This is a genomic window from Pseudomonas alliivorans, from assembly GCF_017826695.1.
Classification (GTDB): domain Bacteria; phylum Pseudomonadota; class Gammaproteobacteria; order Pseudomonadales; family Pseudomonadaceae; genus Aquipseudomonas; species Aquipseudomonas alliivorans.
In genome coordinates, this window is sequence record NZ_JAFFZW010000003.1 from 276111 (window position 1) to 291418 (window position 15308).

Below are 15308 nucleotides of genomic sequence, written 5' to 3' on the forward strand. Positions count from 1 at the left end.
CAAGCCGTCTCCCACAGACTGCAGGGTACGCGTCGTTACAAACGCAACAACGTCTTCCATGCGCGACCCTGGAATACGGTCAGTGCTTGATGGACGCGAGCGTCCAGCACTTCATCGCTGATGTCCTGATGGGCCAGCTCTTCCAGCTTTCTCAGCTCGCCGTACAGGCGATCAAGGTCCGGCAGGTCCAGCGCACCGCGTGCCCAGTGCAGCCAGGACTGAATGCGCTCGATACGTGGCAGCTGTTCGGCCAGATCTTCCGGCTGCTGCTGATAACGACCCAATTGCAGCGCGGTGGCTTCATCGGCCAGTAAACGCGGCAGCCAGCTGGCCAGCAGTGCAGCGCCCTGACGGTTGCCACGGTTGTTGCGCTCCGCAGTCCAGCTGCGCTCCAGCAACCAGCGCGACGTGTTCAGCGAGAACTCGCCCCAGCGGGTGTCCTGCAACTCTTCAAGAAACTGCTCGTGAGCGGCGGCACGCACGTCACCGTCTTCCTGACCGGCAAGAACCAGCGGTCGCCAGTCTTCCAGCAAGGCGTCCAGCGCAGTACGCAATTGAGCAGTCGATGCGCGTGGCGCGGCCTGACCCAGACTGCTGGTCAGTGCGCGCAGTTCGGCGAGCAATTCGACCCAGTCCTGCAGCAGACGCCAGTGACCATTGAAGCGGTATTGCTCGGCCAGACGCTGGCTGCTGCCCAGCAGGTGCCAGGCCAGTGCCGAGTAAGCGTCGTCCAGCGACGTCTCGGCCGTCAGTTCAGGCGCCGCGAGGCTCAGCGAGTAGCTGCTGGCGTCGAGCAGGCGGTAGCCGCGCTCGGCCTTGCTGATGTCGCAGGGCATCAGTGGCAGGGTTGCAGCCAGTTCGGCAGCCAGTTCCAGCAGCGCGGCAGGTTCGCCTTCGCGCAGCTCAAGCTCCAGCTCGCAGATTTCTTCCTTTTGCTTGCCTGCCACCACTTGACCCAGATCCAGCGCGGCTTCGATCACGACCTTGGCCTTGCCACGGCCCCAGGCGATTTCGGCTTTCTCACGCACGAAATCGGTGGTGAACAGCGGCTTGATGGTTTTCTTGTCCAGCTCGGCCAGTTGCTCGGGCCAGCAGTCGCCTTCCAGCTTCTTGAGGTCCAGCTTGGCTTTGGGCAGGTCCCAGTTGTACTCGTTGCGCTCGGACAGGCCGGCCACACTCTGACCACGCGTCTTCATGGTCTGAATGATCTGGTCCCCGTCGCGGCGGATGCGCAGGGCAACCTTGGCATGGGCCAGCTCACGCTCGGGCGTATCGAAATACTGGTTCGACAGATCGAGGCGCTCCCAGCCACTTTTGTTGCGTTTCTTGAGCAACGGGTGTTCGCGCAGTGCAGCGAGGGTCTCGCGGCTGACGCGGAGTTTGATTTCTGTTTCTTTTTGCATGGCCGGGGGAATCCAAACGCTTAAGCTGATATCGGGAGCGCAGCCCGTGACTGAATGGCTGCTGAGGGCGGCAGTGTACAGGACATGGCCCGTAACGGTTTATTCCTGGGTCGTTATGACCCTATGATGGACGTGTTTCGACCCGAATACAGGAAGCGCCCATGCCCTTGCCGTCCATGAAAGACCAGTTTGCAGCCTTGATCGCTGCGCCGTCGGTAAGCTGCACCCAGCCCTCCCTGGACCAGTCCAATCGCCCGGTCATCGACCTGCTGGCCGGATGGCTCGGCGATCTGGGTTTTGCCTGCGACATTCAACAAGTGTCGCCCGGCAAGTTCAACCTGCTGGCGACCTTCGGCACCGGTCCCGGCGGTCTGGTACTGGCCGGGCACAGCGACACCGTCCCGTTCGACGAGGCCTTGTGGAAAACCGATCCCTTGAAGCTCACCGAAGTGGACGGGCGCTGGGTCGGTCTCGGCAGTTGCGACATGAAGGGGTTTTTCGCGCTGGTGATCGAAGCGGTGCGCGGCCTGCTGGATCAGCCGTTCAAGCAGCCGCTGCTGATCCTCGCCACATGCGATGAAGAAAGCTCCATGGCTGGCGCAAGAGCGCTGGCCGACGCCGGACGTCCGTTGGGTCGCGCTGCGGTCATCGGCGAGCCGACCGGGCTCAAACCGATCCGCATGCATAAAGGCGTGATGATGGAGCGCATCGATATTCTCGGGCGCAGCGGTCACTCGTCCGACCCGAGCCTGGGCCACAGCGCACTGGAGGCCATGCATGACGCAATCAGCGAACTCAAGGGGCTGCGCAAGCAATGGCAGCTCGAATACCGCAATCCCCAGTTCACCGTGCCGCAGCCCACGCTGAACCTGGGCTGCATCCACGGCGGCGACAACCCGAACCGTATTTGCGGGCAGTGCTCGCTGGAATTTGACCTGCGTCCATTGCCGGGCATGGACCCGGATGTATTGCGCGCGGCGATCCGGCAGAAGCTGCAACCGCTCGCCGAAATGCATCAGGTGAAAATCGATTACGCGCCGCTGTTCCCGGAATGCGCTCCGTTTGAACAGCTGGCCGACGCTGAACTGGTGCGTGTAGCTGAACGACTGACCGGTCATACGGCGGCTGCGGTAGCATTTGGCACCGAAGCGCCTTATCTTCAGCGCCTTGGCTGCGAGACGCTGGTGCTGGGTCCGGGCGATATCGCCTGTGCGCACCAGCCGGGGGAATACCTTGAAATGTCACGCCTGGAGCCTACAGTGCTTCTGCTACGCCAGTTGATCGAACATTATTGCCTGACCCCGCAGTGAGGCGGGTCGGAAACCTTGAAAAGGAGAGTGCGCGTGTTGCCAAGCCTGTTCCGACGATAACCGCCCAGCGTTGTGCGTGTTTCTGCCCTTCGTCCATTTTTTCTACAGGCTCTTGCTGTCATGCCCGAATACGTTAACTGGCTTCGCCATGCGTCTCCCTATATCAATGCCCACCGCGATTGCACCTTCGTCGTCATGCTGCCCGGCGACGGCGTCGCGCACCCCAACTTCGGCAACATCGTCCACGACCTCGTGTTGCTGCACAGCCTGGGTGTGCGGCTGGTGCTGGTCCACGGCTCGCGTCCGCAGATCGAAAGCCGTCTGGCGCAGCGCGGCATCACCCCGCGCTTCCATCGCGACATGCGCATCACCGATACCGAAACCCTGGAATGCGTGATCGACGCTGTCGGTCAGTTGCGCATCGCCATCGAGGCGCGCCTTTCGATGGACATGGCCGCTTCGCCGATGCAGGGCTCGCGTCTGCGGGTGACCAGCGGCAACGTGGTGACGGCGCGGCCGATCGGCGTACTGGAAGGTGTCGATTACCAGCACACCGGCGAAGTGCGCCGGGTCGACCGCAAGGGTATCAACCGCTTGCTGGATGAGCGCCATATCGTCCTGCTGTCGCCCCTGGGTTATTCGCCCACTGGCGAGATCTTCAATCTGGCCTGTGAAGATGTCGCCACCCGCGCTGCCATCGATCTGGCGGCCGACAAGCTGCTGCTGTTCGGCGCCGAAACCGGTTTGCTGGACGAGCAGGGCCATCTGGTGCGCGAATTGCGTCCTCAGCAGGTGCCCGCGCACTTACAGCGCCTGGGCAGCAACTATCAGGCCGAATTGCTCGATGCCGCGGCCGAGGCCTGTCGTGGCGGCGTGGGTCGCAGTCATATCGTCAGCTACGCCGAAAACGGCTCGCTGCTGACCGAACTGTTCACCCGCGACGGTGGCGGTACGCTGGTGGCTCAGGAGCAGTTCGAACTGGTGCGTGAGGCGGCGATTGAAGACGTGGGCGGGTTGATGGATCTGATCACGCCGCTGGAAGAGCAGGGCATTCTGGTGCGTCGTTCACGCGAAGTGCTGGAGCGCGAGATTACTCAGTTCAGCGTGGTCGAGCGCGAAGGTCTGATCATTGCCTGTGCGGCGCTGTATCCGATTGCCGATTCTCAGGCGGGCGAACTGGCGTGCCTGGCGGTGAATCCCGAATATCGTCATGGTGGTCGTGGTGACGAGTTGCTCGAACGCATCGAAAACCGCGCCCGCGCGCTGGGGCTCAAGACGTTGTTCGTGCTGACGACGCGCACAGCACACTGGTTCCGCGAGCGTGGCTTCGAGCCAAGCAGCGTCGACCGCCTGCCAAGCGCCCGTGCGTCGTTGTATAACTACCAGCGTAATTCGAAGATATTCGAGAAGGCGATCTGATCGACGTCTGACGTAAAAACCGTGGGAGGCAGCTTGCTGGCGATGGCGTCAGTTCAGTCGCTGATGGAGCGGCCGAGAAGCCGCCTCCCCTGTGGTTCGTATTCCAGCCCTCAGTTACTGATCGCCAGAATACTCGCCTGATACGACCCGACGAAGGTGTCGAAATCCACCACTTCTTCAGTCGCTTCCAGTTCGGCCTGTTCGGCAATCGAGGTTTTCGCCAGTTCTTCGAAGTGCGCCTGCTCTTCGGCCGTCAGAGGGTGATCGCGGAAATATTCGGCATGCAGCTGGCTCTGGCGCAACGAGAACCCGGTAAAGCCTTCGTTGTGCGCTCTCATGCTTTCCAGCACCTGCGCCGAAGGCGTCAGCGATGCATCGGCAACCTTCGCATGCTGCACAGCCATCGATTTCAGATGCTCGTCTGTGCCTTGAGCTTCGTCGAGCAACTGCGCGATCGGCGTGATTTTCTGCAACAGTTCGTTGGCCCAGTCCTTCAGTTTGATCGGGTCGTTGTTGCGCAGCAGTTCCAGATCCGGGCGACGCCCTTCCTTGACCACAGTCAGGAAGTTTGAGCCTGCGTTCGAACACTCGTGGCCGGCCAGTTGCGGGCTTTCTTCAAGGGCGCAATACAGCACGAAGGCATCAATAAAGCGCGACTGCTCCAGGCTGATGCCGGTCGGCAGAAACGGGTTGATGTCCAGGCAGCGGACTTCGACGTACTGCACGCCACGCGACATCAGTGCCTGAATCGGACGCTCGCCGGTGTAGGTCACCCGCTTGGGGCGGATGTTGGAGTAGTACTCGTTCTCGATCTGCAGCACGTTGGTGTTGAGCTGCACCCATTCGCCGTTGGCGTCGTGAGTGCCGGTCTCGACATAAGGCGCATAGGGCGTGGCAACGGCCTTGCGCAGGCTGTCGGTGTAGCTGACCAGATCGTTGTAGCACGGCGTCAGATCGGCCTGAGCGTTGCTCTGGTAACCCAGGTCGCTCATGCGCAGGCTGGTCGCATAGGGCAGGTAAAGTGTATCGCCATCGAACTGCTCGAGCATGTGCGGTTGCCCGCGCAGGAAGCCTGCATCCAGCGCCGGTGAGGCGCCGAACAGGTACATCAGCAGCCAACTGTAGCGGCGGAAGTTACGAATCAGCGCGATGTAGGAGTGCGACTGGTAGTCGCGCGCGTCACCGGCAAAATCTTCGGTCTGCTTCAAGAGTGCCCAGGCATCTTCAGGCAGCGAAAAGTTGTAATGAATACCGGCGATGCACTGCATAGTCTTGCCGTAGCGCAGTGCCAGGCCCTTGCGGTAGACATACTTGAGCTTGCCGATATTCGATGTGCCGTAATAGGCAATCGGTATATGTTCTTCGTCCGGCAGCGGGCAGGGCATGGACGGGCTCCACAGCAGCTCGCGGTCCAGCTTGCTGTAGGCGAAGCGATGGATCTTGTCCAGGCTGTCGAGTGTCTGCACCGGGTCTTTGAGCGCCGGGGTGATGAACTCCAGCAGCGACTCTGAATAGTCGGTGGTGATCAGTCCATTGGTCAAAGCCGCGCCCAGAGCGGTCGGATGAGGCGTCTGCGCCAGGTGTGCCTGTTCGGTCACACGCAGGCATTCACGCTCGATACCGTGCAGGCACTGCTCCAGCAGAGAGAGGTTGTTGCGCTCGCCGAGCAAAGCCAGACGACGGTTTAAAAGTTCGCTCAAGGTGGAATCCTTCACGCATCGGTCGCCCCGATATGGGGGTGGACATGACGGTCTACAAGGGTGAAGAAAGGAACTGGCGTTTTCGCCTGGTTGGGGTCTTTGGACACCTGTTCGCAATCACGGCTCTTCGTCGTACCACCAAATGGACTCGGCACCACGCTAATGGTGCCGAAATTAACCCAAATCGGTTGCCTACAGCTAGATTCCGTTCTCAACGATCACGTTCGTTCCGTGTTCATTGAAGTCTAGATGACTGCGAAAGTACCTTGAGCCTTGGCTACAAGTTTGTCGCCCTGAACGACCTCCGCCTCCACAACCAGCGTGCGGCGTCCGGCATGCAGCACCTTGGCGATGCACAGCACTTCGCCTTCGGACACACCGCGCACGTAGTTGATCTTGCATTCGATGGTCACGCTGCGCTGGTCAAAGCCGTGGGCGCTGGAACAGGCCAGCCCCATGCTGATATCGACCAGGCTGAAGATTGCCCCGCCGTGCATCACATTGCCACGGTTGCGCAAATGCGCCTCCAGCGGCAATGCAACTTCGGCGACGCCTTCGTCCAGACGCCGCAGCTCACAGCCCAGCAGTTTGAAAAAAGCGCTGTGGGTCAGGTCTTCAGGAATATCCATCAGCGCTTCTTCAACTGCTTGGCGTTGGCGAACAGTGAAGCCATGGCGTTGTTGGCGGGCGCAGCGGTGGTGGTTTCCTTGCGTGGTGCGCTGTTCTGCTGACGCGGCGACGAGCCAGGGCGTGCACCACGGGCGCCGTCGATTTTCTCGCCCGGCGTGTCGCTCATGCGCATCGACAGGCCGACGCGTTTGCGCGGGATGTCGACTTCCATGACCTTCACTTTCACCACGTCGCCGGCCTTGACCGCTTCACGCGGGTCCTTGATGAATTTCTCCGACAGCGCAGAGATGTGCACCAGACCGTCCTGATGCACGCCGATGTCGACGAATGCACCGAAATTGGTGACGTTGGTGACCACGCCTTCGAGGATCATGCCCAGTTGCAGGTCCTTGAGATCTTCGACGCCGTCCTGGAACTCGGCAGTCTTGAATTCAGGGCGTGGGTCACGACCCGGCTTTTCAAGCTCCTGCAGAATGTCGGTCACGGTCGGTAAACCGAAGGTCTCGTCGGTGAATTTCTTCGGATCCAGACGCTTGAGGAAGCTGGCATCGCCGATCAGCGAACGGATGTCACGGTCGGTTTCCGCCGCGATGCGCTGCACCAGCGGGTAGGCTTCCGGGTGAACGGCTGAGGAGTCCAGCGGGTTGTCGCCGCTCATGACACGCAGGAAGCCTGCGGCCTGTTCGAACGTCTTCTCGCCGAGACGGGCCACTTTCTTGAGCGCCGCGCGGGTTTTGAACGCGCCGTTTTCGTCGCGGTGAGCAACGATGTTCTGCGCCAGCGTCGTGTTCAGGCCGGAAATACGCGCCAGCAGAGCGACGGACGCGGTATTCACGTCCACGCCCACAGCGTTCACACAGTCTTCCACCACCGCATCCAGACCGCGTGCCAGTTTCAGCTGCGAAACGTCATGCTGGTACTGGCCGACGCCGATGGATTTCGGGTCGATCTTCACCAGTTCTGCCAGCGGATCCTGCAGGCGACGGGCGATGGACACTGCGCCACGAATCGACACGTCCAGATCCGGGAATTCCTTGGCCGCCAGCTCCGATGCCGAATAAACGGATGCGCCGGCTTCGGACACCATGACCTTGGTCATTTTCAGGCCTGGGTATTTCTTGATCAGGTCGGCCGCCAGCTTGTCGGTTTCGCGGCTGGCAGTGCCGTTGCCGATGGCGATCAGATCGACCGAATGCTTGGCACACAAGGCTGCCAGCACGGCGATGGTCTGGTCCCATTGGTTCTTGGGGACGTGCGGGTAAACAGTGGCGTAATCGAGCAGCTTGCCGGTGGCGTCTACCACCGCAACCTTGCAACCGGTCCGCAGGCCAGGGTCAAGGCCCAGCGTGGCGCGCTGACCGGCCGGTGCGGCCAGCAGCAGGTCGTGCAGGTTATGCGCGAACACATTGATCGCTTCGGTCTCTGCACCGTCGCGCAGTTCGCCCAGCAGATCGGTTTCCAGGTGGCTGTAGAGCTTGACCTTCCAGGTCCAGCGCACCACTTCGGCCAGCCACTTGTCCGCGGGGCGGCTCTGGTTCTGGATGCCGAAACGCTCGCCGATCATCAGCTCGCACGGGTGCATGGTGCCGGGGAGTTCTTCGCCGACTTTCAGCGCGGAACTGAGAAAGCCTTCGTTGCGGCCACGGAAAATCGCCAGGGCGCGGTGCGACGGCATGCTCTTGAGCGGTTCGTCGTGTTCGAAATAATCGCGGAACTTGGCGCCTTCTTCTTCCTTGCCGGGTACAACGCGCGCGCTGATCACGGCTTCCTGCTTGAGGAAGCTGCGCAGCTTGTCGAGCAGGGACGCGTCTTCGGCGAAGCGCTCCATCAGAATGTATTTGGCACCTTCCAGCGCGGCTTTTACGTCGGCGACGCCTTTTTCAGCGTCGACGAAGCGAGCGGCTTCTGCTTCCGGTGTGAGGCTCGGGTCGTTGAACAGGCCGTCGGCCAGCTCGCCCAGACCGGCTTCCAGCGCGATCTGGCCCTTGGTGCGGCGTTTCTGCTTGTACGGCAGGTACAAATCTTCAAGACGGGTTTTTGTGTCGGCCAGCTTGATATCGCGGGCCAGTTCCGGGGTCAGTTTGCCTTGCTCTTCGATGCTGGCAAGGATGCTGACACGCCGGTCGTCCAGCTCGCGCAGGTAGCGCAGGCGCTCTTCCAGATGACGCAGTTGCGTGTCATCGAGGCTGCCGGTCACTTCCTTGCGGTAGCGGGAAATGAAGGGCACTGTCGAGCCTTCATCCAGTAGTGCTACGGCCGCTGCGACCTGTTGTGGGCGTACGCCGAGTTCTTCGGCGATGCGGCTGTTGATGCTGTCCATAAGACCACCTGGAGTTGTGAGCAAAAAACTGGGCTTTTACGGTTTGCCTTGCCAGCGCCTGGCGCGTCGAGGTTTATTTATACGACTGGCGAACTGCCATAAGTCTGATGTTGCCTGACTTTGAGGGCGGCGCATTATACCCGGCGACGCCGGATTAGGGGATTGGCCGACGAGCGCGACCTTTTTGCCTGCTGTTGAGCACGCTTGAGTGTGGCCCCCAGTAAAATCTGCTAACAATGCACACGGTGCGCATCACCGCAGCTACGCCATAATGCGCCCCGAGATCAAAGGAGCATCCGATGAGCAGCACCGCACAAAATGCTGAAGGCGAAAAAATCCTGATCGTCGATGACGATCCCGGGCTGAGCAGCCTCCTGGAACGTTTCTTCACCAGCAAGGGCTATCGTGCCCGCGCCGTGGCGAACGTGGAGCAAATGGACCGACTGCTGTCCCGCGAGGTATTCAATCTCGTGGTTCTGGACTTGATGCTGCCTGGGGAAGATGGCCTTTCCGCTTGCCGTCGTTTGCGTGCAGCGAACAATCAGGTGCCGATCATCATGCTCACCGCCAAGGGCGATGAGTTGAGCCGTATCAAGGGGCTGGAACTGGGCGCCGACGATTACCTTGCCAAGCCGTTCAACCCGGACGAGCTGATGGCCCGCGTCAAGGCGGTTCTGCGTCGTCAGGCTGCACCCGTGCCCGGTGCCCCCGGCAGTGAAGACGAGTCGGTCAGCTTTGGTGACTATGTATTGTCCCTGGCGACCCGTGAGCTCAAGCGCGGTGATGAAGTGCACATGCTGACGACCGGTGAGTTCGCTGTCCTCAAGGCACTGGTCATGCACGCTCGCGAGCCGTTGACCCGTGACAAGTTGATGAACCTGGCCCGTGGCCGGGAATGGGATGCGCTGGAACGCTCCATCGACGTACAGATTTCCCGTCTGCGTCGTCTGATCGAACCGGATCCTTCCAAACCCCGTTATATCCAGACTGTCTGGGGCGTAGGCTATGTGTTCGTTCCCGATGGTGCCGGAAATCGCTGACAGCTCGTTTGTCAGAACAGAACACCGAAGATCCTGCCAGCCACGTCGATAATCTTGCATAGATTATCGACGTGCTGGTTTTTTGCGTTCGTACCTCGGGTCTGTCCCGCGTCCGGCAAACTTGCGAGCCCAGGCTCGCCCTGCAAAGTGTGTAGCTGCAGTTATGAAGACACCGCTCTGGTTTCCGCAAAGCTTTTTCTCCCGCACCCTGTGGCTGGTGCTCATCGTCGTGCTGTTTTCCAAGGCGCTGACGCTGGTCTATCTGCTGATGAACGAGGATGTGCTGGTCGACAGGCAGTACAGCCATGGTGTCGCCCTGACACTGCGTGCGTACTGGGCGGCTGATGAAAACGACCGGGAGGCGATTGCCGAAGCTGCGGGTCTGATTCGAGTGGTGGGCGGCGGAGTACCGGAAGGCGAGCAGCACTGGCCGTACAGTGAGATTTACCAGCGACAGATGCAGGCCGAACTGGGGGCCGACACAGAAGTGCGTTTGCGTGTGCATGCACCCCCCGCGCTCTGGGTGCGCGCGCCGAGTCTGGGTGATGGCTGGCTGAAGGTGCCGTTGTATCCACATCCGCTGCGTGGTCAGAAGATCTGGAGCGTGCTGGGCTGGTTCCTCGCCATTGGCCTGCTGTCCACGGCGTCCGCCTGGATTTTCGTGCGTCAGCTCAATCAACCCCTCAAACGATTGGTCTTTGCGGCTCGCCAGCTGGGGCAGGGGCGCAGCGTGCGGTTGCCGATCAGTGACACGCCGAGTGAAATGGCCGAGGTGTACCGGGCTTTCAATCAGATGGCCGAGGATGTCGAGCAGGCGGGGCAGGAGCGTGAACTGATGCTCGCAGGTGTCTCCCATGACCTGCGGACACCGCTGACCCGGCTGCGGCTGTCGCTGGAACTGATGAGCGACAACGAATTCACCGAGGGCATGGTTCGCGACATCGAGGACATGGACGCGATTCTCGACCAGTTTCTGGCCTTCATTCGCGACGGTCGTGACGAGGAAATCGAGGAAGTCGACCTGGGTGATCTGGTGCGTGACGTGGTCGAGCCGTTCAACAGTGCCGAAGACACCATCCGCCTGTGTCTGGAACCGATTCCCCCGTTTCCGCTGCGCCGCGTCTCGATGAAGCGACTGCTAACCAACCTGATCGGCAATGCCCGGCACCATGCGGGCAATGGCATTGAAGTGGCGGCCTATGTATCGGGCGACCGGAATGCGCCCTACGTCGTGCTGAGCGTTCTGGACCGTGGTGCCGGTATCGACCCATCTGAGCTGGACACCATCTTCAATCCCTTCATACGCGGTGACCGTGCGCGCAGCGGCAAAGGCACTGGGCTTGGGCTGGCCATCGTCAAGCGCATCGCTGCCATGCACGGCGGTAATGTGGAGTTGAGGAATCGTTCGGGAGGCGGTCTGGAAGCGCGGGTGCGTCTGCCGTTGGGACTGATGTTGCCGAGGGATGCGGTTTAAAGCGCCATGTTGATCGTGCCAACGCGATGCATTGGCACGATCGTATTACCTAGCCTTTCCCTTTGGTACGCGTCATGTGCGGGCCGCTGTTCTTCTCCAGGTACTCGATGATCATCCCGGCGACGTCCTTGCTGGTCGTCACCTCGATACCTTCAAGGCCCGGCGACGAGTTCACTTCCATCACAAGCGGGCCGTGATTGGAACGCAGGATATCCACACCCGCCACGCTCAGGCCCATGACCTTGGCAGCACGCAGGGCTGTCATGCGTTCTTCCGGAGTGATCTTGATCAGGCTGGCGCTGCCGCCACGGTGCAGATTGGATCGGAACTCACCCGGCTTGGCCTGGCGCTTCATGGAGGCGATGACCTTGTCACCGACCACGAAGCAGCGAATGTCCGCGCCACCCGCTTCCTTGATGTACTCCTGAACCATGATGTCCTGCTTGAGGCCCATGAACGCCTCGATCACCGACTCGGCAGCGGTCGCGGTTTCACAGAGCACCACACCGATCCCCTGAGTACCTTCCAGCACCTTGATCACCAGTGGGGCACCATTGACCATCTGGATCAGGTCGGGAATATCGTCCGGGGAGTGGGCAAAACCGGTGACCGGCAGCCCGATCCCGCGCCGCGAGAGCAGTTGCAGAGAGCGCAGCTTGTCCCGTGAGCGGGCAATGGCCACGGATTCATTGAGCGGAAACACACCCATCATTTCAAACTGGCGCAACACCGCGCAGCCATAGAACGTCACTGACGCACCGATGCGCGGAATCACCGCATCGAAGCCCTCCAGTGGTTTGCCGCGATAATGGATCTGCGGCTTATGACTGGCGATATTCATATAGGCGCGCAGGGTATCGATCACCACCATCTCGTGGCCACGCTCAATACCAGCTTCGACCAGACGACGGGTGGAATACAGACGCGGGTTACGCGAAAGCACAGCGATCTTCATGCAGCACCTGAGGAAGTAGAGGCCGGGAACACCGGCTTGTCTTGTACATAAGTAATGCCCGGATTGACGACCAGTTGGCCGTCGATCAAAGCGTTGGAGCCCAGCAGCAGTCGATAACGCATCGACTTGCGGCATGCCAGGGTAAATTCCACTGGCCAGATGCGATCACCCAGGGCCAGCGTGGTGCGAATGACGTAACGCACCTGTGCCTGGCCGTTGGAGCTTTTGATGGTTTTCATGGCAACCAGCAGTGCCTCGCAGCGACGATGCCGCAACTGAACCACGGTACCCAGATGCGCGTTGAAACGAACCCATTTCTGGCCATCGCGTTCGAAAGGTTCTATTTCCGTCGCATGCAGGCTCGATGTACTGGCGCCGGTATCGATTTTTGCCCGAAGGCCCGCCACCCCCAAATCGGGAAGCGCCACCCACTCGCGCAGGCCGATGACTGTCAGATGGTCGAATGTTTTCAATGCGATTCCGTATGTATCAAGACTTCTGCCAGGCGTCGGGGCTGATCCGCGCCAGGGCTTTGAACGCAGGTTTGGCGAACCAGTAACCCTGCATCAGGAAAATGCCGCAATCCGCGAGGAAGTCCCGCTCCTCTACACTTTCTATTCCCTCGGCGATGACTTTAATCCCTAACTCCGAACACATTGTGACAACCCCACGAACAATAGCCTGACGCGCGCGATCGCGGTGGATATCGCGGATCAGATTCATGTCGAGTTTTATCAGGTCGGGTTGAAAATCAGCCAGCAGGGACAGGCCGGAATGGCCAGCGCCGAAATCGTCGATGGCGGTCATGAATCCGAACTCACGGTACTCGCGCAGAATATTGCTCAAGTGGCCGCGATCATCCACATGCTCGGTTTCGATTGTCTCGAAAATCAGGTGCTCAATGGGGAAATTATGTGCCTTGGCCGCTTCCAGTGTGCTGCGGATGCACAGCTCGGGACGATACACGGCATTGGGCAGAAAGTTGATGGAAAGTCGTTCGTTCATGCCCAGTCGCGCGGCACCGGCGATGGCGGTGGTCCGGCATGCCTGATCGAAGCGATAGCGGTTCTGGTCCGTGACCTGGCTGAGCACCGAATGCGCGCCTTCGCCGTTGGGGCCACGCACCAGTGCCTCATGAGCAAAGATGGAGTGGTCGCGCAGATCTACAATGGGCTGATAGGCATAGTCGAACGAAAAATTCAGTTCCGGACTGTTTGTACAACCTTCGCACCCCTTCCTGGGGGCGGTCAATGAAGCTGGAAAGTCGGTCACGTCGCACTCCCTACGGGGTAAAGGCTGTGAAATTGAAGCAGGTTGTTTTTGACAGGCAAGGATCGGTTACTTCATGTTCGTGTCGATATGAGGTCTTGCATGAGCGAACGCCTGAGGGCCGTCACTGATTGCAAAACGCCTGGTAAACGTTCTGACTGTTATAAGGATGAGGAATTCATATGGCACAAAAGCCAGAAGAAGACGACAAGGTTCGTTTGGACAAATGGCTGTGGGCAGCGCGTTTTTTTAAGACCCGCGCCTTGGCCAAGGCCGCCATCGAAAGTGGCAAGGTGCACTGTCGCGGCGAACGCTGCAAGCCCGGCAAGGAGCCCCGTGTGGGCGACGAGTTTCAGATTCGCATGGGTTTCGATGAGCGCACCGTCGTGGTCGAAGCGCTGTCCGTTGTGCGTCGTGGCGCTCCCGAAGCGCAGACACTTTACCGCGAAACACCGGAAAGCATTACGCGGCGCGAGCATGCGGCCGCGCAACGCAAGGCGGGCAACCTGGGCGTCACGACTGAGGGGCGACCGACCAAGAAGCAGCGTCGTCAGATTTTCGATTTCCGTGGCGTCCAGCGCGACGTTTGAGTTCTGCCGCTGAACACCTGCGTGGCCGGCCTGAAATGCCGTGCGGCTTGGAAGACTACCGGATAGCTCCTAAAATGGCGGCCAAACGGCACGATGCAGAGTGTTTCATCGCGCTTTGCCCGGCGCATTCACGTCGACTGCCCTCACAGATACCCACCTCAGATACCTTCTTTTATGAACGATACCCCGGACATCGATTTCACCCAGCGCTTTATCTTTGACGAAAGCGACGTTCGCGGAGAACTGGTCGCCCTCGAACGCAGCTATGCCGAAGTGCTCGCCAAACATCCGTACCCCGAGCCGGTCGCAGAGCTGCTTGGCGAGCTGATGGCCGCCGCTGCCTTGTTGGTAGGCACGCTCAAGTTCGACGGTCTGCTGATTCTGCAGGCAAGGTCCAGTGGCGCGGTCCCGTTGCTGATGGTCGAGTGCTCGAGCGAGCGCGAACTGCGTGGCATCGCCCGCTACGACGAGGCCTTGATCACGCCGGATGCCGGGTTGCAGGACCTGATGCCTGATGGTTCGCTGACACTCACCATCGACCCCCGCAAGGGCAAGCGTTATCAGGGCATTGTTGCCCTGGACGGTGTCGATCTCTCCGAGAGCCTTTCCAGCTACTTCGTGATGTCGGAGCAGCTGGGCACACGCTTCTGGCTCAAGGCTGACGGCCATCGCGCTCGCGGCCTGTTGCTGCAACAGTTGCCGGTGGCGCAGATTCCCGACCCTGAAGAGCGGGACGCCAGTTGGGAACACGTCATTACGTTGGCCAGCACCCTGACTGCCGAAGAAATGCTGAGCCTGGACAACGCGACCATCCTGCATCGCCTGTACCACGAAGACCCGCTGCGCCTGTTCGACATCCAGCCTATCTGCTTCCGCTGCAGCTGCTCGCGCGAGCGTTCGGCCAACGCGTTGGTCAGCCTTGGGCTTGAGGATGCACAGCAACTGGTGCAGGAGCACAACGGCACCATTGAGATCGACTGCCAGTTCTGCAACGAGCGCTATCTGTTCGATGCCACTGACGTGGCCCAGCTGTTCGCTGGCGGCGGTGTCGATTCGCCATCTGACACGCGTCATTAACCGGACCGCAAACAGCCTCCAGAATACGACGTGGGCCCTGTAATCCAGTTCTGACAGGAGGGTTCTACCATTCCTGAGCTTTTCTGGCATAATCCGGCCCACTTTTACGCTGTAGTAGTGG

13 protein-coding genes are annotated in these 15308 nt (G+C 60.2%); 6 read left to right on the forward strand and 7 right to left on the reverse strand.

Annotated features, from left to right (window positions below):
• Positions 1–35 precede the first annotated feature (35 nt).
• Positions 36–1403 (reverse strand): CYTH domain-containing protein, encoded by a 1368-nt coding sequence (locus tag JTJ32_RS10430; protein ID WP_099228837.1) that lies wholly within the window; start codon positions 1401–1403, stop codon positions 36–38.
• A 161-nt stretch (positions 1404–1564) separates the two neighbouring features.
• Here JTJ32_RS10430 and argE point away from each other — a divergent pair, with 161 nt between their 5' ends.
• Positions 1565–2713 (forward strand): acetylornithine deacetylase, encoded by a 1149-nt coding sequence (gene argE / locus JTJ32_RS10435; RefSeq protein WP_099228836.1) that lies wholly within the window; start codon positions 1565–1567, stop codon positions 2711–2713.
• A 120-nt stretch (positions 2714–2833) separates the two neighbouring features.
• Positions 2834–4132 (forward strand): amino-acid N-acetyltransferase, encoded by a 1299-nt coding sequence (gene argA, locus JTJ32_RS10440; RefSeq protein WP_083186462.1) that lies wholly within the window; start codon positions 2834–2836, stop codon positions 4130–4132.
• Between the two features lie 110 nt (positions 4133–4242).
• On the opposite strand, the gene gshA is transcribed toward argA, so the two are convergent.
• From gshA to JTJ32_RS10455, 3 genes are all read right to left on the reverse strand, one after another.
• Positions 4243–5832 carry a glutamate--cysteine ligase gene (gene gshA / locus JTJ32_RS10445; protein WP_210041960.1) on the reverse strand — a complete coding sequence of 530 codons (1590 nt, stop codon included), beginning with the start codon at positions 5830–5832 and terminating at the stop codon, positions 4243–4245.
• Between the two features lie 245 nt (positions 5833–6077).
• Positions 6078–6461, reverse strand: a complete 384-nt coding sequence (locus tag JTJ32_RS10450; RefSeq protein WP_099228834.1) for a PaaI family thioesterase — start codon at positions 6459–6461, stop codon at positions 6078–6080.
• Positions 6461–8782 (reverse strand): Tex family protein, encoded by a 2322-nt coding sequence (locus JTJ32_RS10455; protein WP_099228833.1) that lies wholly within the window; start codon positions 8780–8782, stop codon positions 6461–6463. Before JTJ32_RS10455 ends, JTJ32_RS10450 begins: the two co-directional genes overlap by 1 nt.
• Positions 8783–9081: 299 nt before the next feature.
• On the opposite strand from JTJ32_RS10455, the gene ompR reads away from it, so the two are divergent.
• Positions 9082–9822, forward strand: a complete 741-nt coding sequence (ompR, locus tag JTJ32_RS10460; RefSeq protein ID WP_004880573.1) for an osmolarity response regulator transcription factor OmpR — start codon at positions 9082–9084, stop codon at positions 9820–9822.
• A 163-nt stretch (positions 9823–9985) separates the two neighbouring features.
• Positions 9986–11296: an ATP-binding protein gene (locus JTJ32_RS10465; RefSeq protein ID WP_099228832.1), complete on the forward strand. Its 1311-nt coding sequence runs from the start codon at positions 9986–9988 to the stop codon at positions 11294–11296.
• Positions 11297–11345: 49 nt separating this feature from the next.
• Here the strand turns inward: JTJ32_RS10465 and rimK are convergent, their stop codons facing one another.
• The 3 genes from rimK to rimA are packed head-to-tail and all read right to left on the reverse strand — an operon-like array spanning position 11346 to position 13523.
• Positions 11346–12251, reverse strand: a complete 906-nt coding sequence (gene rimK, locus JTJ32_RS10470; RefSeq protein ID WP_003318100.1) for a 30S ribosomal protein S6--L-glutamate ligase — start codon at positions 12249–12251, stop codon at positions 11346–11348.
• Positions 12248–12724 carry a retropepsin-like aspartic endopeptidase RimB gene (gene rimB / locus JTJ32_RS10475; RefSeq protein ID WP_004880568.1) on the reverse strand — a complete coding sequence of 159 codons (477 nt, stop codon included), beginning with the start codon at positions 12722–12724 and terminating at the stop codon, positions 12248–12250. Before rimB ends, rimK begins: the two co-directional genes overlap by 4 nt.
• Positions 12725–12740: 16 nt before the next feature.
• Positions 12741–13523, reverse strand: a complete 783-nt coding sequence (gene rimA, locus JTJ32_RS10480; protein WP_099228831.1) for a S6 modification regulatory phosphodiesterase RimA — start codon at positions 13521–13523, stop codon at positions 12741–12743.
• Between the two features lie 179 nt (positions 13524–13702).
• Here rimA and JTJ32_RS10485 point away from each other — a divergent pair, with 179 nt between their 5' ends.
• Positions 13703–14110: an RNA-binding S4 domain-containing protein gene (locus tag JTJ32_RS10485; protein ID WP_004880564.1), complete on the forward strand. Its 408-nt coding sequence runs from the start codon at positions 13703–13705 to the stop codon at positions 14108–14110.
• Between the two features lie 174 nt (positions 14111–14284).
• The gene (gene hslO, locus JTJ32_RS10490) at positions 14285–15187 is read left to right on the forward strand and encodes an Hsp33 family molecular chaperone HslO (protein ID WP_184322356.1); all 903 of its coding nucleotides are present in this window, start codon (positions 14285–14287) and stop codon (positions 15185–15187) included.
• The last annotated feature ends 121 nt before the right edge of the window (positions 15188–15308 follow it).